Annotated in this window: 21 protein-coding genes, 1 tRNA gene and 1 pseudogene; 6 read left to right on the top strand and 17 right to left on the bottom strand. The window is 67.0% G+C overall.

Features of this window, described 5'->3' with window-relative positions:
• Nucleotides 1-61: 61 nt before the first annotated feature.
• The 7 genes and pseudogenes from CBM2594_RS14505 to CBM2594_RS14535 form a co-directional block, all read right to left on the bottom strand.
• Entirely contained in the window at nt 62-1,261 is a 1,200-nt protein-coding gene (locus CBM2594_RS14505; protein WP_116357438.1) for a ribonucleotide-diphosphate reductase subunit beta, read from the bottom strand.
• A gap of 156 nt (nt 1,262-1,417) precedes the next feature.
• Nucleotides 1,418-4,357, bottom strand: coding sequence for a ribonucleoside-diphosphate reductase subunit alpha (locus CBM2594_RS14510; protein ID WP_116357439.1), 2,940 nt, complete (start codon nt 4,355-4,357; stop codon nt 1,418-1,420).
• A gap of 494 nt (nt 4,358-4,851) precedes the next feature.
• On the bottom strand, nt 4,852-5,472 hold the full coding sequence (ampD, locus tag CBM2594_RS14515; RefSeq protein WP_116357440.1) for a 1,6-anhydro-N-acetylmuramyl-L-alanine amidase AmpD: 621 nt from the start codon (nt 5,470-5,472) through the stop codon (nt 4,852-4,854).
• Nucleotides 5,469-6,750 (bottom strand): annotated as a pseudogene (locus CBM2594_RS27005) (sigma 54-interacting transcriptional regulator). Before CBM2594_RS27005 ends, ampD begins: the two are co-directional and overlap by 4 nt.
• A 24-nt stretch (nt 6,751-6,774) precedes the next feature.
• Nucleotides 6,775-8,946: a sensor histidine kinase gene (locus CBM2594_RS14525; protein ID WP_116357441.1), complete on the bottom strand. Its 2,172-nt coding sequence runs from the start codon at nt 8,944-8,946 to the stop codon at nt 6,775-6,777.
• Nucleotides 8,943-9,269, bottom strand: coding sequence for a PP0621 family protein (locus CBM2594_RS14530; protein ID WP_116357442.1), 327 nt, complete (start codon nt 9,267-9,269; stop codon nt 8,943-8,945). The genes CBM2594_RS14525 and CBM2594_RS14530 overlap by 4 nt, the downstream gene beginning before the upstream one ends.
• Before the next feature lie 6 nt (nt 9,270-9,275).
• The gene (locus CBM2594_RS14535) at nt 9,276-10,214 is read right to left on the bottom strand and encodes a cytochrome C assembly family protein (protein ID WP_116357443.1); all 939 of its coding nucleotides are present in this window, start codon (nt 10,212-10,214) and stop codon (nt 9,276-9,278) included.
• A gap of 141 nt (nt 10,215-10,355) precedes the next feature.
• Between CBM2594_RS14535 and ffh the strand changes: the two genes are divergently transcribed.
• Both ffh and CBM2594_RS14545 read left to right on the top strand, forming a co-directional pair.
• Entirely contained in the window at nt 10,356-11,750 is a 1,395-nt protein-coding gene (gene ffh, locus CBM2594_RS14540; RefSeq protein ID WP_116357444.1) for a signal recognition particle protein, read from the top strand.
• Between the two features lie 52 nt (nt 11,751-11,802).
• The gene (locus CBM2594_RS14545; RefSeq protein ID WP_116357445.1) at nt 11,803-12,345 is read left to right on the top strand and encodes a hypoxanthine-guanine phosphoribosyltransferase; all 543 of its coding nucleotides are present in this window, start codon (nt 11,803-11,805) and stop codon (nt 12,343-12,345) included.
• 177 nt (nt 12,346-12,522) lie between these two features.
• On the opposite strand, the gene CBM2594_RS14550 is transcribed toward CBM2594_RS14545, so the two are convergent.
• The 5 genes from CBM2594_RS14550 to CBM2594_RS14570 form a co-directional block, all read right to left on the bottom strand.
• A complete protein-coding gene (locus CBM2594_RS14550) occupies nt 12,523-13,146 on the bottom strand; it encodes a LysE family translocator (protein ID WP_116357446.1) in 624 nt (207 codons plus the stop codon).
• A gap of 118 nt (nt 13,147-13,264) precedes the next feature.
• Nucleotides 13,265-13,405, bottom strand: coding sequence for a hypothetical protein (locus CBM2594_RS14555; RefSeq protein WP_232346614.1), 141 nt, complete (start codon nt 13,403-13,405; stop codon nt 13,265-13,267).
• Nucleotides 13,406-13,445: 40 nt separating this feature from the next.
• The gene (locus tag CBM2594_RS14560) at nt 13,446-14,336 is read right to left on the bottom strand and encodes a 2OG-Fe(II) oxygenase (protein WP_116357447.1); all 891 of its coding nucleotides are present in this window, start codon (nt 14,334-14,336) and stop codon (nt 13,446-13,448) included.
• The gene (locus CBM2594_RS14565; RefSeq protein ID WP_116357448.1) at nt 14,333-15,103 is read right to left on the bottom strand and encodes a transglycosylase SLT domain-containing protein; all 771 of its coding nucleotides are present in this window, start codon (nt 15,101-15,103) and stop codon (nt 14,333-14,335) included. The genes CBM2594_RS14560 and CBM2594_RS14565 overlap by 4 nt, the downstream gene beginning before the upstream one ends.
• Before the next feature lie 5 nt (nt 15,104-15,108).
• Nucleotides 15,109-16,830, bottom strand: coding sequence for a proline--tRNA ligase (locus tag CBM2594_RS14570; protein WP_116357449.1), 1,722 nt, complete (start codon nt 16,828-16,830; stop codon nt 15,109-15,111).
• 193 nt (nt 16,831-17,023) lie between these two features.
• Here CBM2594_RS14570 and CBM2594_RS14575 point away from each other — a divergent pair, with 193 nt between their 5' ends.
• A complete protein-coding gene (locus CBM2594_RS14575) occupies nt 17,024-17,707 on the top strand; it encodes an RNA pyrophosphohydrolase (RefSeq protein WP_116357450.1) in 684 nt (227 codons plus the stop codon).
• Nucleotides 17,700-18,281, top strand: a complete 582-nt coding sequence (locus CBM2594_RS14580; RefSeq protein ID WP_116357451.1) for a CNP1-like family protein — start codon at nt 17,700-17,702, stop codon at nt 18,279-18,281. Before CBM2594_RS14575 ends, CBM2594_RS14580 begins: the two co-directional genes overlap by 8 nt.
• Nucleotides 18,282-18,349: 68 nt before the next feature.
• Here the strand turns inward: CBM2594_RS14580 and proB are convergent, their stop codons facing one another.
• From proB to rplU, 4 genes are all read right to left on the bottom strand, one after another.
• Entirely contained in the window at nt 18,350-19,468 is a 1,119-nt protein-coding gene (gene proB / locus CBM2594_RS14585; protein ID WP_116357452.1) for a glutamate 5-kinase, read from the bottom strand.
• Between the two features lie 189 nt (nt 19,469-19,657).
• Entirely contained in the window at nt 19,658-20,755 is a 1,098-nt protein-coding gene (obgE, locus tag CBM2594_RS14590) for a GTPase ObgE (RefSeq protein ID WP_116357454.1), read from the bottom strand.
• A gap of 111 nt (nt 20,756-20,866) precedes the next feature.
• Entirely contained in the window at nt 20,867-21,127 is a 261-nt protein-coding gene (gene rpmA / locus CBM2594_RS14595; protein ID WP_010814747.1) for a 50S ribosomal protein L27, read from the bottom strand.
• Nucleotides 21,128-21,166: 39 nt separating this feature from the next.
• Complete coding sequence (gene rplU, locus CBM2594_RS14600; protein WP_006576525.1) at nt 21,167-21,478, bottom strand: 50S ribosomal protein L21; 312 nt, start codon at nt 21,476-21,478, stop codon at nt 21,167-21,169.
• A 477-nt stretch (nt 21,479-21,955) separates the two neighbouring features.
• On the opposite strand from rplU, the gene ispB reads away from it, so the two are divergent.
• Together ispB and CBM2594_RS14610 are read left to right on the top strand one after the other, a co-directional pair.
• Nucleotides 21,956-22,885, top strand: coding sequence for an octaprenyl diphosphate synthase (ispB, locus tag CBM2594_RS14605; RefSeq protein WP_116357455.1), 930 nt, complete (start codon nt 21,956-21,958; stop codon nt 22,883-22,885).
• A 131-nt stretch (nt 22,886-23,016) separates the two neighbouring features.
• Nucleotides 23,017-23,093 (top strand) — tRNA-Pro (locus CBM2594_RS14610).
• Nucleotides 23,094-23,153: 60 nt separating this feature from the next.
• Here the strand turns inward: CBM2594_RS14610 and CBM2594_RS14615 are convergent.
• Nucleotides 23,154-23,465 carry a helix-turn-helix domain-containing protein gene (locus CBM2594_RS14615; protein WP_232346615.1) on the bottom strand — a complete coding sequence of 104 codons (312 nt, stop codon included), beginning with the start codon at nt 23,463-23,465 and terminating at the stop codon, nt 23,154-23,156.
• Nucleotides 23,466-23,845: the final 380 nt, after the last annotated feature.

Here is a 23,845-nt window from a genome sequence, read left to right on the forward strand (position 1 = left end):
CCTCGAAAAAGTAAGAAAGGAGCCAATTTGGCCCCTTTCTTTGCTCAACTCTTAGGATTGTTTAATCCCAAGACAACGCCCCACCCGTCTGATACTCAATGACGCGCGTCTCAAAGAAGTTCCTCTCCTTCTTCAAGTCGATCATCTCGCTCATCCAAGGGAACGGATTCTCCTCATTCGCGAACAACTGATCCAACCCAATCTGCTGGCACCGCCGATTGCAAATGAACCGCAGGTACCCCTTAAACATCGGCGCATTCAACCCCAGCACCCCGCGCGGCATCGTGTCCTCCGCATAGCGATACTCCAGGTCCACCGCCTTCTTGAACAGCTCAGTAATCTCAGCCTTAAACTCCGCCGTCCAAAGATGCGGATTCTCCAGCTTGATCTGATTAATCAGATCAATCCCAAAATTGCAGTGCAACGACTCATCCCGCAAGATGTACTGATACTGCTCCGCAGCCCCAGTCATCTTGTTCTGCCGCCCCATCGCCAGAATCTGCGTAAAGCCCACATAGAAGAACAACCCTTCCATGATGCAGGCGAACACGATCAGGCTCTTCAGCAGCTTCTGATCGTTTTCCGGCGTGCCGGTCTTGAATGACGGATCCGTCAGCGTGTCGATGAACGGGATCAGGAACTCATCCTTGTCGCGGATCGACTGCACTTCGTGGTACGCGTTGAAGATCTCGGCTTCGTTCAGGCCGAGCGATTCAACGATGTACTGGTAGGCGTGGGTGTGGATGGCCTCTTCGAAGGCCTGGCGCAGCAGGTACTGGCGGCATTCCGGCGCGGTGATCTGGCGGTAGGTGCCCAGCACGATGTTGTTGGCGGCCAGCGAGTCGGCGGTGACGAAGAAGCCGAGGTTGCGCTTGATGATGCGGCGCTCGTCTTCGGTCAGGCCGTTGGGGTCTTTCCACAGGGCGATGTCGCGGGACATGTTGATTTCCTGCGGCATCCAGTGGTTGGCGCAGCCGGCCAGGTATTTTTCCCACGCCCACTTGTACTTGAACGGGACGAGCTGGTTGACGTCGGTGGCGCCGTTGATCACGCGCTTGTCGGCGGCGTTGACGCGGCGGGTGCTTTGCGCGGCGGCGGCGTTGGGGTTGTTGCCCAGGATGCCGGCTTGCGTGGCGCTCGGCGGCAGGATGCCTTGCTGGTCGGCGGTGGCGGCCGCGGTATCCGAAACTGCGGCGGGTTGCAGGGCAGGCTGCGGTGCGGCCTGCGGGGTGGCTTGAACGTCGTCGTCCCAGCTCAGCATGGTGTGGTTCTCCGTGATTCGGTTTGGGGGCGGCGGTTTGGTCGGATTTGACGCTTCACTTCGTGGTGGCGCCGGCCCTCACCCCCGGCCCCTCTCCCGCGAGCGGGAGAGGGGAGCAAACCGAGGGTGGCTTTTTACTCTGTTGCTTCTATTGCCTTATTGGCAGGCTTCGCATTCTTCGAAGCCGGGGTCGCCCGGGCGCATCGTGCAGACCGCGCCTTCGGCTTCCGGCATGGCCGGGGCCGATGCGGCGGCGGCGTCCAGGGCGGAGCCGCTGTCGCTGCCCGACGACACGGCGTTCAGCGAGCCGCGCGACACGGTGGACTTTTCCACGTGGGTGGCCGCCATGGTGCGCAGGTAGTAGGTGGTCTTCAGGCCGCGCAGCCAGGCCAGCTTGTAGGTGTCGTCCAGCTTCTTGCCCGAGGCGCCGGCCATGTAGATGTTCAGGGACTGGGCCTGGTCGATCCACTTCTGGCGGCGGCTGGCGGCTTCGACCAGCCAGGTCGGCTCGACTTCGAACGCGGTGGCGTAGATGTCGCGCAGGTCTTGCGGGATGCGGTCGATGCGGGCCAGCGAGCCGTCGAAGTACTTCAGGTCGGCAACCATCACCTCGTCCCACAGGCCGCGTTCCTTCAGGTCGCGCACCAGGTAGTCGTTGACCACGGTGAACTCGCCCGACAGGTTGGACTTGACGTACAGGTTCTGGAAGGTCGGCTCGATGCAGGCGGACACGCCGATGATGTTCGAGATGGTCGCGGTCGGGGCGATCGCGATGCAGTTCGAGTTGCGCATGCCGTGCTGCTTGATGCGGGCGCGCAGCGCGTCCCAGTCCATGGTGCTGGACAGGTCCACTTCCAGGTAGCCGCCGCGCTCTTCGGCCAGCAGCTTGAGCGAGTCTTGCGGCAGGATGCCGCGGTCCCACAGCGAGCCTTCATAGGTGCTGTAGCGGCCGCGCTCTTCGGCCAGCTCGGTCGACGCCTGGTAGGCGTAGTAGCACACGGCTTCCATCGAGGTGTCGGCGAACTTGACCGCGGCGTCGCTGGCGTACGGGGTGCGCAGCACGTGCAGGCAGTCCTGGAAGCCCATGATGCCCATGCCGACCGGACGGTGGCGCAGGTTGGAGTTGCGGGCCTTGTCGACGGCGTAGTAGTTGATGTCGATGACGTTATCCAGCATCCGCATGGCGGTGCGGATGGTCTTCTGCAGCTTGGCGTGATCCAGTGCGTACGAACCGTCGGCCTGCTTAGCCAGGTGGGCTACAAGGTTGACCGAGCCCAGGTTGCAGACGGCGATTTCGCTGTCGTTGGTGTTCAGCGTGATTTCCGTGCACAGGTTGGAGCTGTGGACGACGCCGACGTGCTGCTGCGGGCTGCGGATGTTGCACGGATCCTTGAAGGTGATCCACGGGTGGCCGGTCTCGAACAGCATGCCCAGCATCTTGCGCCACAGTTGCAGCGCGGGCAGCTTCTTGAACAGCTTCAGTTCGCCGCTGGCGGCCTTGGCTTCGTAGCCCAGGTAGGCCTTTTCGAATTCCTTGCCGACCTTGTCGTGAAGGTCCGGGCAGGTGGCGGGCGAGAACAGGGTCCATTCGCCGCCTTCCATCACGCGCTTCATGAACAGGTCCGGGATCCAGTTGGCCGTGTTCATGTCGTGGGTGCGGCGGCGGTCGTCGCCGGTGTTCTTGCGCAGTTCCAGGAACTCTTCGATGTCCAGGTGCCACGTTTCCAGGTAGGCGCAGACCGCCCCCTTGCGCTTGCCGCCCTGGTTCACGGCGACGGCGGTGTCGTTCACCACCTTCAGGAACGGCACCACGCCCTGGCTCTTGCCGTTGGTGCCCTTGATGTGCGAGCCCAGCGCGCGCACATTGGTCCAGTCATTGCCCAGGCCGCCGGCGAACTTGGACAGCAGCGCGTTTTCCTTCAGCGCTTCGTAGATGCCTTCCAGGTCGTCCGACACGGTGGTCAGGTAGCACGACGACAGCTGCGAGCGGCGCGTGCCAGAGTTGAACAGCGTCGGCGTGGACGACATGAAGTCGAACGACGACAGCAGCTGGTAGAACTCGATCGCGCGCGCTTCGCGGTCCTTCTCGTTGAGCGCCAGGCCCATGGCCACGCGCATGAAGAAGGCTTGCGGCATTTCGATGCGGGTTTCATCGATATGCAGGAAGTAGCGGTCGTACAGGGTCTGCAGGCCCAGGTAGTTGAACTGGAAGTCGCGGCCGGCATCCAGCGCGGCGCCCAGGCGGGCCAGGTCGAAGGTGGCCAGCTTCTCGTCCAGCAGCTCGGCTTCGATGCCGCGGGCGATGAACTTGGGGAAGTACTCGGCGTAACGCGAGGACATTTCCGACTGCGTGACTTCGGCGCCCAGGATTTCCTTGCGGATGGTGTGCAGCAGGATGCGGGCGGTGACCTGGCTGTAGGCCGGGTCCTTTTCGATCAGGGTACGCGCGGCCAGGATGGCGGAGTCGTACACCTGCGTCATCGGCACGCCTTCGTACAGGTTCTTCAGCGTTTCCTTCAGGATGGGCTCGGCGCTCACGGCATTGCCCAGGCCCGAGCACGCGTTGTCGATCAGCGCGTGCAGCGCGGCCACGTCCAGCGGCCTGGTCACGCCGGCGTCGGTCACGTTGACGCTGATGCTGCCTTCCTGCACGCGGGCCACGGCCTGCGCGTTGGCTTGCGCGCGCTCGTCCTTGCGCTTTTCGCGGTACAGCACGTAGGCGCGGGCCACTTCATGCTCGCCCGAGCGCATCAGCGACAGCTCCACCTGGTCCTGCACGTCTTCGATATGGATGGCGCCACCGCTCGGGCGGCTGCGCACCAGCGCGCGCACCACGTTGCCGGTCAGCTGCTCGACGATCTCGCGCACGCGCGCCGAAGCCGCGCCCTGCCCGCCGTTGACGGCGAGGAAGGCCTTGGTCATGGCGACGGCGATCTTGGACGGCTCGAACGCCACCACGGCACCGTTGCGACGAATGATCTTGTGATCCGGGTAATTCGTGGTCGCTGCGCTGGGGGTCTGCTGCGTGGTCGGGGCCTGGCTGGCAACGCCGGTGGCGGCGCCACCCGTGGTGATTTCGTTCTGGGCCGTTTGCATGAGAACTCCTGTTTTTACCCTGGAAATAAGAGACAAAAGAGTCCCTGGCGAAATGCGGCGAAAAGAACGTCCCTCCCGGCTCGAAAGCGGGTGCGGACAGACTGCCTTTACGTGAACATTTCGCCAGGGACTCTTGTGATTCGCTGGCCTTGCGGGGAGGTTTGCAGTCGATGCGCGAACTTCGCGGCTGCTGCCTCGCTCATGGGGCCGGCTCCCCGGTTTGACTACTAGATATAGTGTGTGATGCGGAAAACTGGGCTAAGTATAGTGAAACGAATCCGAATGACCAGTCTTGACAACCGCTATTTCGGGCACGCCGGCGGCTGTGCGGCAGCGCCACATGCCCGCAAGCCTAGTACTCGCAAGGGTTTCGGCCAGACCGTTCGCAACTGCACATTTCACAAAAATTTTTTTGATTGTTGCGAGGTTGCGATAGCCCCACACCGACGTGGGGCATGGGCGCCGGAATGACGCACACCTGTCATGGAATGACGTTAAGAATCCGTCACGTCGGCGGCGGGCCCCGGACACCGGTAGGGCAGCATGCCCGGCGCCACCCCTGCCTGCCGTGCAAACCGCGCCCAGTCGAAATGCGGGCCGGGATCGGTCTTGCGACCGGGGGCGATGTCGCTGTGGCCGGCAATCGCGCGCACCGGGTAGGCGGCCATCAGCGCGGGCACCAGCGCGGCCACGGTGTCGTACTGGGCGGCGGTGAAGGGCAGGTCGTCGCTGCCTTCGATCTCGATGCCGATGGAAAAATCGTTGCAGCGCGCGCGGCCGAAGAAGTCTGACTGCCCGGCATGCCAGGCCCGCTGCGTGCAGGGCACGAACTGCACCAGTTCCCCGGTGCGGGTGACCAGGAAGTGCGCGGACACCTGCACCTGGTGGATGGTGGCAAAGAACGGGTGCTTATTCGGATCGAGCCGGTTCTGGAAAAAGGCCTCGATGTCGCCGCTGCCGAACTGGCCGGGCGGCAGGCTGATGTTGTGCAGCACCACCAGGTCCACCGGCATGCCGTCCGGGCGCGCGTCGAAATTGGGCGACGGCACGCGGCGTGCGGCGGGTACCCAGCCGTCGGCGTCGGGCAGATAGGAAGAGCGCGCGGGCGCGGTCATGGCGTGCCCTCGCCTTCCACCGCGCTGCGGTCGGCGGCGTCCATGGCTTCGCGGATGCCCAGTTGCTGGATGCGGTAGCGCAGCTGGCGCAGGTTCAGGCCCAGCAGCGGCGCGGCCGCGGTGCGGTTGAAATTGGTCTGCGCCAGCGCCTGCAGGATCAGTTCGCGCTCGACGGCTTCCAGCCTGGCCGGCAGGTCGATCGGGAAGACGATGCCGCGGCAGGCGCGCTCGGCCGGGTCGCCGGCGGGCTCGGGCTCGGGCTCGGCATGGGCGGGGGCTGTCGGCGGTGGCGGCTCCGCTGGAACCGGCGCCGGCGTGGCGGCGGCCGGCGCGGCCGCAACCGCTGCAGTGCCCCAGGGCGCGTAAGCGTATGGCGCCGTCGGCTGCGGCACCATCGCCGGCGCCGGCGCGTGCATCAGCCCGGCGCGGCCGGCGCCGGCGTCCAGCGGGCCCAGGTCGGCCAGTTCGATGTCCTGGCTCTCGGCAAACGCGTAAGCGCGCTCGAGCAGGTTTTCCAGCTCGCGCACATTGCCCGGGAACGGATAGGCCACCAGCCGCTGCAGCGCCGCCGGCGACAGCCGCTTGGGGTGCGGGTCGCCGTAGCGCACCGCCAGGTGGTCCAGGATGGCGCGCGCCAGCACCGGGATGTCTTCGCCGCGCTCGCGCAGCGTGGGCATGCGCAGCGCCAGCACGTTCAGGCGGTAATACAGGTCTTGCCGGAACTGCCCGGCGGCCACCATCGCGGCCAGGTCCTTGTGGCTGGCGCACATCACGCGCACGTCGACGGCGTCTTCGCGGCTCGCGCCGATCTTGCGCACGCGCCGCTCCTGCAGCGCGCGCAGCAGCTTGACCTGCATCGGCAGCGGCAGGTCGGCCACCTCGTCGAGCAACAGCGTGCCGCCGTTGGCGGCCTGGAAGAAGCCGCCGCGCTCGGCGTCGGCGCCGGTGAAGGCCCCTCTGACGTAGCCGAAGAATTCGGACTCCATCAGGTTCTCGGGGATGGCGCCGCAGTTGACGGCGACGAACGGGTGCGCGGCGCGCGCGCTGGTGGCGTGGATGGCGCACGATCTCGATGCCCAGGCCGTCGCCCAGGCGCATGTCGGTCAGCACCAGGCTGTAGCGGCCCTGCGCCAGCTTGTCGCGCGCCTCGGCCAGCGAGCCGGCCAGCACCACGTCATGGCCCATGCGGCGGATCGAGATGTCCAGCAGCTCGCGCAGGTCGGCCTCGTCGTCGATGACCAGGATGGGATCGGGCGCGCGGGACATTCGGGATGGCATGAGGGGTGGCGGGATGGAGACGGTTCAGATGGCGGCCGCCGCGGCGGCTTCGGCGCTCTCGATGCGCAGCGTCAGCACGAAGGCCTTGGCCGGCAGTGTAGCGCGCGCGGCGGGGGCCAGCACGCCGGTGCGCTCGATCAGCGCGGGCAGCGAGATGGCGCCGTAGCGCACCTGGGCGTCATTGGCGCCGCACAGCTCGCGCGCCATGAACAGGCCCAGCCCGGTGCCCTGGGCGTTGCTGGTGAAGAACGGCTCGAACAGGCTGCGCTGGTGTTCGCGCGCCACCTCGGCGCCGTCGTTCCAGACGATCAGCTCGGCATGGTGCTGGTCCAGCGCGTGGGCCAGCAGCCGGATCGAGCCCGGCAGCCGGCTGCAGTAGCGCCAGGCATTGTCCAGCAGGTTGCCCAGCACCTGCTGCAGCTGCGAGGCGTCGAACACCACCGGCTGGGCCACGTCGACGGTCAGGCGGATGGCATTGGCGTTGATGTCGGCGCGGCCGGCCGGGCGGGTCTCGCCGGCGCGCGGGCGGCGCTGGCGCATTTCGGCGCGCCAGCGCTCGACGATCTCCGGCAGCGCCTGCGCCAGGTGCACGGTGCTGCGGCCGGTGCGCGGGCGGCGCGACATCTGCAGCACGTCGGCCACCACCTGGTCCAGCCGGCGCACGTTGTCGTGGATGATGCGCAGCAGGCGGGCATCGATATCGACATCGGCGCCGCCCTGCTCTTGCGCGGCGGGCTCCTGCGCGGGACCGTGCCGGCCGGAATCGCCCAGCAGCTCGCTGGCCTGGCTGATCGCCGCCAGCGGATTGCGGATCTGGTGCGCGATGCTGGCCACCAGCCGGCCCATGGCGGCCAGCTTTTCCTGCTGCACCTGCTCGGCGATGCGTTCCCAGCTCTCGATATGGACCAGCACGGTGTCGCGCATCTCGCTGCGCAGCAGCGCTTCATCCTCCTGCGACCAGGCCATGGCCTCGTTCTGCGCGATGGCCAGCCGCAGGCGGCCGGCGGCTTCGGGCGACAGCTCGTTCCACGCGGCGGTGTCCAGCGCGGCCGGCACGGTGCGGCCATGCGCCATGGTCGAGCGCAGCCCGGCCAGCCCCGGCAGCACGAAGCGCAGCCGCAGCCGGGTGTGCTGCATGGTGCCGTCGGCCAGCGCTGCGCCCGAGGCCATCGGCAGCAGCTGCAGGATGCGCGGCACGTCGTCCTTGCTGCGCAGCCAGTCGCGCAGCATCTCCATCAGCGGCTGCAGGCGCGGGATGCGGCGCAGGTCGAACAGCACGGCGTCGCCGCCGCCCTGCGCGGCCTGGCCTGCCGGCGCGCCACCCAGCTTGCGCGAGTAGATGCGCTCATGCGGCTGCACGCCCAGCAGCACCACCGCCGCGGGGTTGGCGGCCACCACCGCGCCGTTGGCACGCACCAGCATCACACCGTCCTGCATGTCGTTGACCATCAGCCGGTTGACCAGCTGCTGCAGGCGCAGCTCCTGCTCGCGCGCCAGCGCCAGGCGCTCCTGCGCGATCTGGCGGTTGGCCAGCATATACATCAGCAGCGCGGCGATCATGAACACCAGCCCGAACAGGCCCGAGCCCAGCAGCCCGGCATCGGCCTGGCGCAGCAGGATGGTGTGCATGAACGGCCCGCTCATCACCACCAGCGCCGACAGCGCCGCGGCAAACAGCGCGAACAGCAGGCTGGTCAGCGCGCCCGCCTCCAGCGCCGGCAGCAGGAAGATCATGGCCAGGCCCTCGGCATGCCCGCCGCGCCCCAGCACGCTGAAGACCAGCGCCAGCAGCGCCAGGTCGGCCAGCACCTGCACCCGCACGCGCAGGTGGAAATGCCGGCGCCACAGCGTGCCGGCCAGCATTGCCAGGGCAATGGCAAGGTAAGGGACGGCGACGGCCATGGCCGCGGCATGCTCGATCCCGCCCATGGCGTCCAGGCCAAAGGGCAAGGCGGGGATGGCGGCAGTGATGGGGGAAGCGGCCGTGGTGGCGGCCGTGGTGGCGGCGCCCGTGGCCGGCTCGCCGCGCCGCATCAGCGCAAAGCCGACCAGCAGCAGGCCCACGGCAACGCGGGTCCAGCAGAAATAGCGCAGCAGGCGCCAGTGGAAGTCAGGCGGCTCGGGCTGGCGCCACAGCTGCGCCAGGCCGCGCCAGGCGTTCAGCCGCTGCCAGGCCGACGGCGCCGGCTGGGTCATGGGCGCGGGCCGCTGCCGTCGCTGCCGCTGCTGCCGTCGCTGCCTTCGGTGCGGCTTTCGGTGCGGCTTTCATCGGGCAGGTGGCTGCGCCGGCAGTAGTGCAGGCCGCGCCAGGCAATGGCGTCGCCCTGCGGCAGGTGCACGCCGCACTGGGCGCACTGGACCATGCGCTCGGCGCTGGCATCGGGCGTGCCGGCGGCGGCGTGCGCGCTGGCCTCGCGCGCCTGGCGCGCGCGGTGTTCGGCCAGCCGGGCCTCGGCGCGCGCGCGCAGCCACCAGAAGATGCCCAGCACCACGGCCAGCAGGATCAGGATACGTGCCATGGAAAATCAGAGCCGGTGCAGGACCACTTCAATCACGAAACGGCTGCCGACATAGGCCAGCAGCAGGATGCCGAACGAGGCGATGACCCAGCGCAGCGCCACCTTGCCGCGCCAGCCGCGGAAGACGCGCCCGGCCAGGATGCCGCCGAACATGGCCCACGAGATCAGCGCGAACACGGTCTTGTGGTCCAGCCGGAAGGCGCGCCCGAACAGTTCTTCGGAGAACAGCAGGCCCGAGCCGATGGTCAGCGTCAGCAGCACGAAGCCTGCGCCGATCAGCCGGAACAGCAACTTCTCCAGCGTCAGCAGCGGCGGCAGCAGGTCCAGCCAGCGCCCCAGCCACTGGCTGGGCTGCTGTTCGGCGCTGCGCGCCGGCGCGTGGCGGAAGCCGTGCAGGCGCCGCTCGGCCAGCAGCATCAGGAAGGCGTGGAACGCGGCCAGCGTGAACAGCCCGTAGGCCACGTTGGCGATGATGAAATGCAGCTTGAACAGCGGCCGCGCGGCGTAGCCCAGGATCTGCGCGCCGGGAAAGGCCAGCGGCATCAGGCTGGCCACCAGCGCCACCGGGATCACGATCAGGCCCAGCCCCGCCAGCGAGAAGAAGAAGCTCTCGATCCAGTAGATGCCCACGCCCAGCCACAGCATGGCCGACAGCGCAAAGGCAAAGCCGAACATCATGCGCTCGGCCGGGAAGATGGTTTCGTGCAGCAGCATGCCGTGGCTGGCCAGCGCCGCCAGCATCAGCACGTGCCACCAGGCCGGGCGCCCTTCGCCGTGCGCGCCGCCGGACGGGGGGATGGGCCCGCCGCCCGCCACCAGCACGGCCGCGGCCGAACCGCCGGCCGCGCCGGCAGCCGTTGCCACGCGCGGATGGCGCGTGGCCCAGCCGTGCCAGGCGAGGCCGCAATAGAGAAGTGCCGTCAGGGCATACAGTACAATGACCATTTACGCAGTTTACCTTAGTGCCCACGGACGGTGGCGGCCCGCTTGAACCGGTGTAGCCGGTGTTCCAGGCCCGCGCCGTGCGCCGGACTGCCTCCGATTTCAGCCCCGAGCCCTGCTCCGACTTTTCCCCCGATTCCTGCCATGCTGGACAATCTCACTCAACGCCTGGCGCGTGTGGTCAAGACCATGCGCGGCGAGGCGCGCCTGACCGAGGCCAACACTGCCGAGATGCTGCGCGAAGTGCGCCTTGCCATGCTCGAAGCCGACGTGGCGCTGCCGGTCGTGCGCGAATTCGTCGCCCGCGTAAAGGAAAAGGCCATGGGCGAAGAGGTGGTCAGCAGCCTGACCCCGGGCCAGGCGCTGGTCGGCGTGGTCCAGCGCGAGCTGACCGCGGTGATCGGCGGCGCCGATGCCGCCAGCGGCAACAACAAGGAAGCCGAGCTGAACCTGGCGGTGCAGCCGCCCGCCATCATCCTGATGGCCGGCCTGCAGGGCGCGGGCAAGACCACCACCGTGGGCAAGCTGGCCAAGTGGCTCAAGGAAAACAAAAAGAAGAAGGTGCTGACGGTTTCTTGCGACGTCTACCGCCCCGCCGCCATTGCCCAGCTGAAGACCGTGTCCGAGCAGGTCGGCGCCGAGTTCTTCCCGTCGCAGCCGGACCAGAAGCCGGTCGACATCGCCCGCGCGGCGGTGGACTGGGCGCGCAAGCATTACCACGACGTGCTGATCGTCGACACCGCCGGCCGCCTCGGTATCGACGAGGCGATGATGCAGGAAATCGCCGCGCTGCACGCCGAGCTGAAGCCCGCCGAAACCCTGTTCGTGGTCGACGCCATGCTGGGCCAGGACGCGGTCAACACCGCCAAGGCGTTCAATGACACATTGCCGCTGACCGGCGTGGTGCTGACCAAGCTGGACGGCGATGCGCGCGGCGGCGCGGCGCTGTCGGTGCGCCATATCACCGGGCGCCCGATCAAGTTCGTCGGCGTCGGCGAAAAGCTCGATGGCCTGGAGCCCTTCTACCCCGACCGCATGGCCCAGCGCATCCTGGGCATGGGCGACATCCTCGCGCTGGTCGAGGAAGCCCAGCGCGGCGTGGACATGGAAGCGGCCGAGAAGCTGGCCAAGAAGATCAAGAAGACCGGCGACTTCGACCTGGAAGACTTCAAGGCGCAGATCGGCCAGATGAAGAAGATGGGCGGCCTGGGCAGCCTGGTCGACAAGCTGCCGGCGCAGTTCGCCCAGCAGGCGCAGGGCGCCAACATGGACCAGGCCGAGAAGCAGGTGGCGCGCATGGAAGGCATCATCAACAGCATGACCCCGGCCGAGCGCGCCAAGCCGGACCTGATCAAGGCCAGCCGCAAGCGCCGCATTGCCGCGGGCGCCGGCGTGCCGGTGCAGGAGGTCAACCGCCTGCTCAACCAGTTCGACCAGATGCAGTCCATGATGAAGAAGCTCAAGGGCGGCGGCATGATGAAGATGATGCGCCAGATGGGCGCGATGAAGGGCGGCATGAAGGGCCTCTTCAACCGCTGACGCCTGCTGCCGTACCGCACAGCCTCCCCCGCAAAAGAACAGGAAAGACATCATGATGAGCGCCGAACAGGCCCGCGAGCTGTGGGCCAATTCCGAAGAAATCGTCTCCGCCGCGGAAGTCCGGGCTTCGCTGGACCGCATGGCCGCGGACATCACCGCCAGGATGGGCAATGACTTCCCGCTGGTGCTGTCGGTGATGGGCGGCGCGGTGGTCTTCACCGGCATGCTGCTGCCCAAGCTGGCGTTTCCGCTGGAGTTCGACTACATCCACCTCTCGCGCTACAACAACAAGACCGTCGGCGGCGAGATGCAATGGCGCGTGGCCCCGCGCGAATCGGTCAAGGACCGCGTGGTGCTGGTGCTGGACGACATCCTCGATGAAGGCGAGACCATGGCCGCCATCCGCCAGCGCATCATGGACATGGGCGCCCGCGAATTCCACGCCGCGGTGCTGTGCGAGAAGACGCTGAGCAAGGCCAAGCCGATGCATCCGGATTTCTGCGGCTTTGCGGTGCCGGACCGCTATGTGTTCGGATGCGGGATGGATGCGAAGGGGTACTGGCGGAATCTGGATTCGATCCGGGCGCTGGTTTGAGACTGATCGCCTCTCGGTTTGCTCCCCTCTCCCGCCTGCGGGAGAGAGGCCGGGGGTGAGGGTAGGCACTGGCATACCACCGGCCGTACTTCGTGGATATTCCGGCCCTCACCCCAACCCTCTCCCGCAGGCGGGAGAGGGAGCACGCAATCTGTTCTTGAAGGCAAGCAGCATCATCTACGCCTGGTGCGTCCCCAGGATCGGCCACAGCGACGCCAGCAGCAACACCGCCATCCCGATATTGAACGCGCGCAGCACCCTCGGCCGCGCCAGCCAGCGCCGCAGCGCCGAGCCGCACAGCGCCCACATCGCCACGCTGGGCAGGTTCACCACCCCGAAGATCCCCGACAGCAGCAGCACGTTGAGCCACAGGTTGCCGTGCAGCACATAGGTGCTGCACGCGCCCACGGCCATCACCCACGCCTTGGGGTTGACCCACTGGAACGCCGCGGCGGCCCAGAAGCCCATCGGCCGCGCCACCTGGCGGTCCTGCACGCCGCCGGCCGTGGCCAGCTTCCAGGCCAGCCAGACCAGGTAGACCGTCGCCACCACGCGCAGCACCTGCCAGGTCCAGGGGAATGCGTGGAACAGCGATCCCAGCCCCAGCCCGACCAGCCCCACCATCAGCGCAAAGCCGATGCTGACGCCCAGCAGGTGCGGCACCGTGCGCAGGAAGCCGAAGTTGACGCCGGAGGCGAGCAGCATCGTATTGTTGGGACCGGGGGTGATCGACGACACCAGCGCAAAGCCGGCAAAGGCGGCAAAGACACCGGTGCCGGCGGCGAACTGCGACACTTCCATGACTGACTCCAGGGGCGTTCCACTACGTTTGCGGGAAATCAGTCTACGGCCACTTAACAGTACAGTACCGGTACACTTGAGAGGAAATGCGCCGATACAGGGCCGCCCCCGGCGCCAGTCAGCTTGCCCGCAGCGCGTGCCAGGCGACGCCCAGTGCCAGCAGCCACAGCACGGCTCCCGTCAGGCGCTCCACCCACCGCACCGAACGCCCGAAGCGCGCGGCCATCGCCGGATGGCCGACGCCGTAGGCCCCGCCCACCAGACGCTGGCGGCCGGGGCGGGCTCGGTCATGGGGCGGCTCACGCCGCGCTGCGGTACGGGCGTTCGCGCAGCCATTTGGTGGCGATCCACTTTTCGCCGGCGGCCACCGGCAGGCCGGCGTGCAGGGTGCGGTCGTCTAGCGCGCCGTCGGGCAGCAGGTAGCTGAAGTAGACCGCGTTGCCCTTGACCGGCGCCACCTCCAGGCCCACGCGCGGGAACGCGGTGGCGCCGCCTGCCTCGGGGGTGTTCAGGTAGATCACCAGGGTGGCGATGCGTTGCCCGCCGACGGACAGCTGCCGCGCTTCGCCGGGGCGCTGCGGGTTGAAGTAGTCGAAGTGCGGCTGGTACTCGCCGCCCGGCTTGTAGTTGAGGATCTGCAAACCCTCGCCGTGCTCGGCCGGCACCCCGGTGACCGCGGCGATGCGGGCCTCGATGCGTGCGATCAGGGCGTGCTCGGCCACCTGGAACATCGCGCCCATGCTGGTGCGGGCATCGATCAGGTTCTCGTCGCCGGTGTCGGGATTGACCACCGGCGAGCGCGCCAGCCGGCCGCGCGACAGCGCCACCAGCGCGTCGCACTCGTCGTCGCTCAGCAGCTGCTGGAACAGCTGCACCTGCGGCGCCGCCAGCCGGAACAGGACAGGCACCCGGCGGTCGCCGCCATCGGCGGCGTAGACCTCGGGCGTGCCAGCCACGGCGGTATCAGCGTGCGCGGGCCGTGCCGGCGCTTCGACGCCGGTGTCGCGGGCAAACGCGGCGGCGACGGCGCGGCGCGCGAAGGCGTCGTCATAGCCCGAGCGCAGCATCGACAGCACCAGCGCATCGGCGGCAAAGCCCTGGGCGATATGCCGGGCCAGCCATTGTTCGAGTTCGGGCGAGGATTCGGTGTAGCCGGCCTTGCCGCCGGCAACGGAGGCTTCGCGGATCATGACGGATTGGCTGCGACGCGCTGCGACGAGAACGGGTTGCCGGCAGCCGGCTCCGCCACCGGCGCGCGCGGGCGCGACGGCGCGAGCTCGGCATCGCCGGCCACGGTGACGGTGGCTTCGGAATACTGCCAGCGCTTCCACGCCGCCAGCACCGCGTTGGGATATTCCGGGCGGCCGCGGCTGCCGTTGTAGCGGCCCAGCGCCAGGTACAGGTCGCCCTGCTCGCGGTCCAGGTAGTAGCGCAGGATGGTGCAGCCGTAGCGCAGGTTGCTCTGCAGGTGGAACAGCTTGCGCGCGTCGCTGTCGCCAATGGTGCGCACCCAGAACGGCATCACCTGCATCAGCCCGCGCGCCCCGGCCGAGCTGATCGCGTACTTGCGGAAGTTGCTTTCGACCTGGATCAGGCCCAGCACCAGCGCGGGCTCAAGGCCGGCGCGCTTGGCCTCGTAGTAGGCCACCTCGATCAGTTCGACCCGCACCTGCGGCTCGGGGATGCGCGACGCCAGCCGCGCCGACATCTCGCCCAGCCACTTCAGGTAGGCCAGGCGCTCGCCGCCGGACGCGAACACCGGCCGCAACGGCCGGTCATCGGCAATGGCCGCGGCCAGCGCGCCGCGCACCGAATCGGCCAGGTCTTCTTCCTTCTGCGCGCCGGCGTGCGCCGCCGTGGCCGCCAGGGCCAGCAGGGCTACCAGCAGAGATACCAGCAGCGCGCCCGCCAGGCGGCGGGCGGCGGCTGCGGCGGTCGTGCCGCGGACGGCGCGCATGGGGCTCAGTTCGCCAGCAGGCTGCGCACGTGGCCGACCACTTCGGCCACGCCGACGGCGGTGGCCTGCGCGTCGCGCCGGCCCTGGTACTCGACCTTGCCTTCCTTCAGGCCGCGGTCGCCCACCACCACGCGGTGCGGCACGCCGATCAGCTCCCAGTCGGCAAACATCACGCCCGGGCGCTCGCCGCGGTCGTCCAGGATCACGTCGACGCCGGCGGCGAGCAGCTCGGCATGGATGCGGTCGGCCTCGGCCTTGACGGCTTCGGAGCGGTCGTAACCCACCGGGCAGATCACCACCGCGAACGGGGCGATCGCGGCCGGCCAGATGATGCCGCGCTCATCGAAGTTCTGCTCGATCGCCGCGCCCAGGATGCGGGTGATGCCGATGCCGTAGCAGCCCATCTGCATCGGCCGGGTCTTGCCGTTCTCGTCCAGGAAGGTGGCGTTCATCGATTCCGAGTAGCGCGTGCCCAGCATGAACACGTGGCCCACCTCGATGCCGCGGCAGATTTCCAGCGTGCCCTGGCCGTCCGGCGAGGCGTCGCCCGCCACCACGTTGCGCAGGTCGGCGACGATCGGCTCGGGCAGGTCGCGGCCCCAGTTGACGCCGGTGTAGTGGTAGTCGCGGTAGTTGGCGCCGCAGATAAAGTCGCTCATGTTGGCGACGGTGCGGTCGGCGACCACCTTGACCGGCTTCTTCATGTCGATCGGGCCGAGGTAGCCGGGGGGAGAGCCGAAGGCTTCGACGATCTCGTTCTCGGTGGCAAAGCGGAAGTCCGCCAGCCCCGGCACCTTGGACGCCTTGACCTCGTTCAGCTCGTGGTCGGCGCGGATCAGCAGCAGCCAGATCTGGGTGCCGGCGTCGCCGTCGGTGGCGAGCACGATCGACTTGACGTTGGTCTCCAGCGGAACGTTCAGGAATTCGGCGACCTGCTCGCACTTGACCTTCTCCGGAGTGAAGGTCTTGACCAGGTCTTGCGTGGGCGCGGCGCGCTCGGCCACCAGCGGCAGCGCCTCGGCGGCCTCCATGTTGGCGGCGTAGGCCGAGGTGGGGCAATAGACGATGGCGTCTTCGCCGGTCTCGGCGATGACGTGGAACTCATGCGAGCCCGAGCCGCCGATGGCGCCGTTGTCGGCCGCCACGGCGCGGAATTCCAGCCCGAAGCGGCGGAAGATGCGCACATAGGCGTCGTACATGTTCTCGTACGACTTGCGCAGGCCGTCGGTGTCGCGGTCGAAGGAGTAAGCGTCCTTCATGGTGAACTCGCGCCCGCGCATGATGCCGAAGCGCGGCCGGCGCTCGTCGCGGAACTTGGTCTGGATCTGGTAGAAATTGACCGGCAGCTGCTTGTAGCTGCGAATCTCGGAGCGGGCGATGTCGGTCACCACTTCTTCCGAAGTCGGCTGGACCGCGAAGTCGCGCTCATGGCGGTCCTTCAGGCGCAGCAGCTCGGGGCCCATCTTGTCCCAGCGGCCGGTCTCCTGCCACAGCTCGGCCGGCTGGATCACCGGCATCGACAGCTCCACCGCGCCGGCCCGGTTCATTTCCTCGCGCACGATGTTTTCCACCTTGCGGATCACGCGCAGCCCGATCGGCATGTAGTTGTAGATGCCGGCACCCAGCTTCTTGATCATGCCGGCGCGCATCATCAGCTTGTGCGAAACGATTTCCGCGTCGGCGGGCGCTTCCTTGAGGGTGGAAATGAAGAATTGCGAGGCTTTCATCCGTAATTTCTCTCTGGGCCGCCGAGGTCGGAAAAATCCGTCCCGGCAGAATCCGGGGGGCCGGCGGCGCTGAATTATGCGCACGCGCCTGAAACTGCCCTTCTGCTCGGGGAAAACCACCATCCCCCGGTCCGGGCCCGGCTGCGCGCTTCCTTTATAATCAGCGTAATTCTAAAGGATTCGAGGTGCAGTCATGCTCGATCGTGAAGGCTTTCGCCCGAACGTCGGCATCATCCTCCTCAACGCAAGAAACGAGGTTTTCTGGGGCAAGCGAATCGGCGAACATTCCTGGCAGTTTCCGCAAGGCGGCATCAAGTACGGCGAAACGCCGGAACAGGCCATGTACCGCGAACTGCATGAGGAAATCGGCCTGCTTCCGGAGCACGTCAGGATCGTCGGTCGCACGCGCGACTGGCTGCGTTACGAGGTGCCGGACAAGTTCATCCGCCGCGAGATCCGCGGCCACTACAAGGGCCAGAAACAAATCTGGTTCCTGCTGCGCATGGCCGGCAGGGACTGCGACATCCACCTGCGCGCCACCGAGCATCCGGAGTTCGATGCCTGGCGCTGGAGCCACTACTGGGTGCCGCTCGAGGCCGTGATCGAATTCAAGCGCGATGTCTACCAGATGGCGCTGACGGAATTGTCACGCTTCCTGAACCGGCATCCGCGCGTGCCGCTCAGCCCGTACGGGACCCATGGCGCCCATGCTGCCCACGGCGTGCACGGACGCCACGGCGGGCCGCGCGGACAGGCGCTCAGCCGCGCCCAGGCCGCGCAGCAGGCAGACGCCGACGGCAATGCCGAAGCCCCGGCCGCGGCCGAGTACGTTTCGCCGGCGACGCCGGTATCCACTACACGGAGCACTGATGACTAGTTTGACCGGCGTGGGCCGCCGCGGCGGCCTGAGCGCTGCCGCATTGCTGCTTGCCGCGGCCAGCCTGGCGCTGGCCGGCTGCAAGACCACCGGCAAGGAGATGGCGGAGGAAGAAAGCACCTGGAACAACCCGTTCGCGCCCAAGACCTTCGAGGAAGCCAAGGCCATGCTGCCGGCATTGCCGCAGGAGGCCAACCTGATTCCGTTCTCGGTGGCGGGCACCGGCACGCTGTCGTTCGCGGTGGACAGCAAGTCGATTTCGGTGGGCAAGGACAACGTGGTGCGCTACACCGCCGTCACCACCAGCCAGAGCGGCGCCCGCAACGTGACCTTTGAAGGGATGCGCTGCGACGCGTTCGAGCGCAAGCTGTATGCGACCCTGCCGCCGGGCGCCACCGAGTGGGTGCCCAACACCAGCGACTACGGCGAGACCTGGCACCGCATGCAGAGCGGCGTCAGCAACGCCTACGCCGCCACGCTGGCGATCGATTTCTTCTGCGAGGGCCGCACCGTGGCCGGCAAGCCCGCGGACATGGTGCGCGAGCTGCAATCGCGCGCGCCGCTCAAGCGCTGAAGCGCGCGGAGCGGGCATAAAAAAACGGCGGGGCTGCCAGGCAGTCCCGCCGTTTTTGTTTGCGTCGCTCAGACCAGAACCAGGTTGTCGCGATGGATCAGTTCGGGCTCGTTCAGGTGGCCGAGCACGGATTCGATCTCGGACGACGGCTTGCGCGCGATCAGCCGCGCCTCCGCGCTGGAATAATTGGTGATGCCGCGCGCCACCTCCTTGCCCTGCGCATCGACGCAGGCAATGACCTCGCCGCGGGCGAATTCGCCCTGCACTTCGACCACGCCGATCGGCAGCAGCGACTTGCCGCCGCTGGTGAGCTTCTCGACCGCGCCGGCATCGATCACCACGCGGCCGCGCAGCTGCAGGTGGTCGGCCATCCACTGCTTGCGCGCGGTCAGCCGGCCGGTCGGCGCCAGCAGCTGGGTGCCGATCGCCTCGCCGGCCGCCAGGCGTTCCAGCACATTGGCCTCGCGGCCCGAGGCGATGGTGGTATGCGCGCCCGACTTGGCCGCGCGCTTGGCCGCCAGGATCTTGGTCAGCATGCCGCCGCGGCCGATCGACGTGCCCGCGCCGCCGGCCATCGCCTCCAGCTCGGGCGTGCCGGCCAGGGCTTCGTCGACGAACTGCGCGGCCGGGTCCTTGCGCGGATCGGCGGTGTACAGGCCGCGCTGGTCGGTCAGGATCACCAGCGCGTCGCCTTCGATCAGGTTGGTGACCAGCGCGCCCAGCGTGTCGTTGTCGCCGAACTTGATTTCGTCGGTGACCACGGTGTCGTTCTCGTTGATGATCGACACCACGCCCAGCGACAAGAGCGTCAGCAGCGTCGAGCGGGCGTTCAGGTAGCGCTCGCGGTCGGCCAGGTCGGCGTGGGTCAGCAGCACCTGCGCGGTGCGGATGCCATAGCGGCCGAACTGGCTTTCATAGACCTGCGCCAGCCCCATCTGGCCCACCGCGGCGGCGGCCTGCAGCTCATGGATTTCCTTCGGACGGCGCGCCCAGCCGAGTCGCTGCATGCCTTCGGCAATGGCGCCGGAACTGACCAGCACCACTTCCTTGCCGGCCACGCGCAGCTTGGCGATCTGGGCCGCCCAGCGGGCGATGGCGTCGTGGTCCAGCCCCTTGCCGTCGTTGGTGACCAGGCTGGAGCCGACTTTGACGACGATGCGCTTTGCCTGCGCGATGACCGATTGCATGACGGGAATCCTGTCTCTAGGAACGCGTTTTATACGGGGGACTGCGCCGCCCCATTGTGTTCCCCTCTCCCCTCATGGGGAGAGGGCAGGGTGAGGGGTGGTTTGACAAGGCGCCACGCCTGATCGGGCCCCCGCCCTCACCCCCGCCCCTCTCCCGCAGGCGGGAGAGGGGAGCAAACCGTTGCCCTCTTATGCCTCGCCCTGCCCCTGGTCGACGTTGTGCAGCCGCTCGTCCAGGCGGATGTCCGGCTCTGCCAGCGCCGCGGCCTCTTCGGCCTTGATCGCCTGCAGGTGGTCCTTGATCGCATAGATCAGCTCGCGGCAGCCTTCGCCGGTCAGCGCCGAGATCTGGAACACCGGGCCCTTCCACTTGTAGCGCTTGAGGAAGTCCTTGACGCGGGCGGCGCGCTCGTCCGCGGGCACCATGTCGAGCTTGTTCAGCACCAGCCAGCGCGGCTTGTCGTACAGGGTTTCGTCGTACTTCTTCAGCTCGTTGACGATGGCCTTGGCCTCGGCGACCGGGTCGACCGCTTCGTCGAACGGCGCCAGGTCGACGATATGCAGCAGCAGCCCGGTGCGCTGCAGGTGGCGCAGGAACTGGTGGCCCAGGCCCGCGCCCTCGGCCGCGCCTTCGATCAGGCCGGGGATGTCGGCAACCACGAACGATTGCTCGTGGTCCACGCGCACCACGCCCAGGTTGGGGTGCAGCGTGGTGAACGGATAGTCCGCCACCTTGGGGCGCGCGTTGGAGATATGCGAGATAAAGGTCGACTTGCCGGCGTTGGGCATGCCCAGCAGGCCGACGTCGGCCAGCACCTTCAGTTCCAGCTTGAGCATGCGGCGCTCGCCCGGCTTGCCGTCGACCTGCTGGCGCGGCGCGCGGTTGGTACTGGACTTGAAGTGCAGATTGCCCCAGCCGCCCATGCCGCCTTCGGCCAGGCACACGCGCTGGCCATGCTCGGTCAGGTCGGCGATGACCTCGCCGGTGTCCATGTCGGTGATCAGCGTGCCCACCGGCATGCGCAGCGTAATGTCTTCGCCAGCCGCGCCGTAGCAATCGGAGCCGCGGCCATTCTCGCCGTTCCTGGCCACGTGCTTCTTGGCGTAGCGGAAGTCGATCAGCGTATTGATATTGCGGTCCGCCACGGCGAACACGCTGCCGCCGCGGCCGCCGTCGCCACCATCCGGGCCGCCGAAGGGCACAAACTTCTCGCGCCGGAACGAGGCGCTGCCATTGCCGCCGTTGCCGGCGATGGCTTCGATTCGGGCTTCGTCGATGAACTTCATGATGGGTTTTCCGTGATGGATCGGCAGACCGGCCGCCGGCGTAGTTTACTTCGCCAGAAAAGAAAAAGCCCCGCAAGCGTTGCGGGGCCTTTCATGCTGCAAAGGCTTTGATCAGGCCGCCGGGACGACGCTGACTTGCTGCTTCTTGGCAGGGCCCTTGACGGCGAACTGCACGTGGCCGTCGACCAGGGCGAACAGCGTGTGGTCCTTGCCCACGCCGACGTTGTCGCCGGCATGCACGCGGGTACCGCGCTGGCGGATGATGATGCCGCCGGCGTTGATGGCCTGGCCACCAAACACCTTCACGCCCAGACGCTTCGATTCGGAATCACGGCCGTTCCGCGTGGAACCGCCGCCTTTTTTCTGTGCCATGTCTTACTCCTGTCGCTTTACCGGATTACGCTCGATCGATCAGGCAACGATCGCTTCGATGCGCAGTTCGGTGTAATTCTGACGATGGCCCTGACGCTTCTGGTAGTGCTTGCGACGGCGCATCTTGAAGATCTTCACCTTGTCGTGACGACCCTGGGAGATAACGGTAGCCTTGACGGAAGCCCCGCTCACCAGCGGCGTACCAAACTTGATTTGGTCGCCGGCGCCCACTGCGAGCACCTGGTCGAGCGTGATTTCTGCGCCAATGTCTGCCGGTATCTGTTCTACTTTCAGTTTTTCGCCAGCAGCAACCTTGTATTGCTTGCCGCCGGTTTTTACGACCGCGTACATTGTCGAACCTCTCGGATGTGAATAAAACGCCGAAGCCGCGCGATGCGGCCCGGTTATCTCCCGACCGGCAAGAACCCGCAAGGCGAGCGACTACCGGAGGAAACCGGGAATTGTAAACGAGATCGGGGAAAACTGCAAAGAAAACAGGCACATAGCCTGTGAGCGGCGCGGCCGGCACAATCGCCGGCTGTCCGTTCAGGTCAGATCGGCCAGAAGGAACCCCGCCAGTGCGGCAAACGCCACCCACCAGGCGGTGCGGCGCAGTTGGCGGCGGGGTACGGGCTTGTCCATGGCCGCATTATAGTGGCGCCGCTCGCCGGCGCCGCTGCGCGCAAACCCTGAAGCCATCGCCCGGCAACAATGCGGGCCATGCGTAGAACGCCGCGTGCATCGCATATAATCGACCGGTTTTGCGTAACGGTGATCATCTTGCCCCAGCCTTCCGCCACTGCCTTGCTTGCCCCGGTCGCTGCAGACATGCGCGCGGTCGATGCTGTTATCCGCCAGCGGCTGTCTTCCGAAGTCCCGCTGATCGAACAGATCGGCGAATACATCATCGGTGCCGGCGGCAAGCGCCTGCGCCCGGTGATCCTGCTGCTGACGGCGCGCGCGATGGGCTATGACGGCAATCGCCACCATGAGCTGGCCGCCGTCGTGGAATTCATCCACACCGCCACCCTGCTGCACGACGATGTCGTCGACGAGTCCGAGCTGCGGCGCGGGCGCGATACCGCCAACGCGGTATTCGGCAACGCCGCCAGCGTGCTGGTGGGCGACTTCCTCTATTCGCGCGCGTTCCAGATGATGGTCGATGCCGGCAGCATGCGCATCATGGAGATCCTGTCGAACGCGACCAACGTGATCGCCGAGGGCGAGGTGCTGCAGTTGCTGAACATGCACGACCCCGACGTCACCGTCGAGCGCTACCTGCAGGTGATCCGCTACAAGACCGCCAAGCTGTTCGAGGCCGCCGCGCAGCTGGGCGCCGTGCTGGCCGGCGCCGACGCGCAGATGGAAGAAGCCGCCGCCGAATACGGCCGCCGCATCGGCACCGCCTTCCAGCTGATCGATGACATGCTGGACTACACCGCCAGCGCCGAGCAGATGGGCAAGAACGCCGGCGACGACCTGCGCGAAGGCAAGCCCACCCTGCCGCTGCTGCACCTGATGGAACACGGCACGGCCGAGCAGCGCCAGCTGGCGCGCGACGCGATCGTGCAGGGCGGCACCGAGCATTTCGACGCGGTCTTTGCCGCGATCCATGCCAGCGGCGCGCTCGAGGTCACCTTCGAAGCCGCACGGCGCGAAGCCGAAGCCGCCGAGCAGGCGGCGCGGCAGTTTCCGCCGTCCGAGCTGAAGGAAACGCTGATCCAGCTCTGCGCGTTCTCGCTGCAGCGCCAGTCCTGAACCGCGACGGGCGGCGGGAGGGCCGCGGCGGGATGCGCGCGTTTCCCTCCACCCTCTTCCATTCCCAAAAAAACGCTGCTAAACTTACGTTCTTTGCTGCTGACGCTGAAGCGTTTGCCAGCAAACCAAATCGGGGTGTAGCTTAGCCTGGTAGAGCGCTACGTTCGGGACGTAGAGGCCGGAGGTTCGAATCCTCTCACCCCGACCAGATTTAAGAAGCCGAATCAACGAAAGTTGGTTCGGCTTTTTGTCTTTCTACCCCTCCTCCTCAGCCCTTGATGGCTTTGCGCTGTCGCTTGAATGCCTTCAGCTGCGCGACGGAGAAAAGCTGGCTGCGCCCGACTTCCGCCCGTGGCGCCACCTTGCCATCGCGCACCAGCCGGCGGAAGGTAGCCATCGAGATTTCGAGGTACTGGGCAGCCTCTGCCGCGGTGAAATCCTCCTCCGCCAGATGGCCGAAGACTTCCTCGTGCGAGAAGTTCTCATCGCCAAAGGCTTGCTGCCCGATCAGTGTGAAGAACGTGATGCGCTCCCGCGGGGGCAACTCGCCAAGGGCATGCAGCAGATCTTCAGCGGTCATCGTGTCCATTCCTTTGTGCCCTCAGGTATTTCATTAGTTCGGCATCTTGTAGTTTCGCCTCATGCGATGTTATACACTCATTTTTGACTCTATAACAGATCAGGCATCGCCGCGATGCCGGCGAGCCACCACGCCGGGAAGCATGGCTGGTCCAGGGACCAATGGGGATTGAGGCAATTCGCAAATTGCCATGATGCTGGTGTTCCAACCCCGTGGGACTGAGCCCCGCGCAAGTAGGGTTGCGCCCGTGTCGCGCAAACGCCAATACCGGGCCCTCATCGCCTTTACAAAAAGTGACCCCAGCGTCAAACTGCCCCGAGCCCGGGGGACGTGGGTCCGTCCGCCCTCGCCTGCACGCCTTACCGCCTAACCGCATCGCG

The sequence above is a fragment of the Cupriavidus taiwanensis genome, from assembly GCF_900249755.1.
In the GTDB taxonomy this organism is placed as follows: Bacteria; Pseudomonadota; Gammaproteobacteria; order Burkholderiales; family Burkholderiaceae; genus Cupriavidus; species Cupriavidus taiwanensis_D.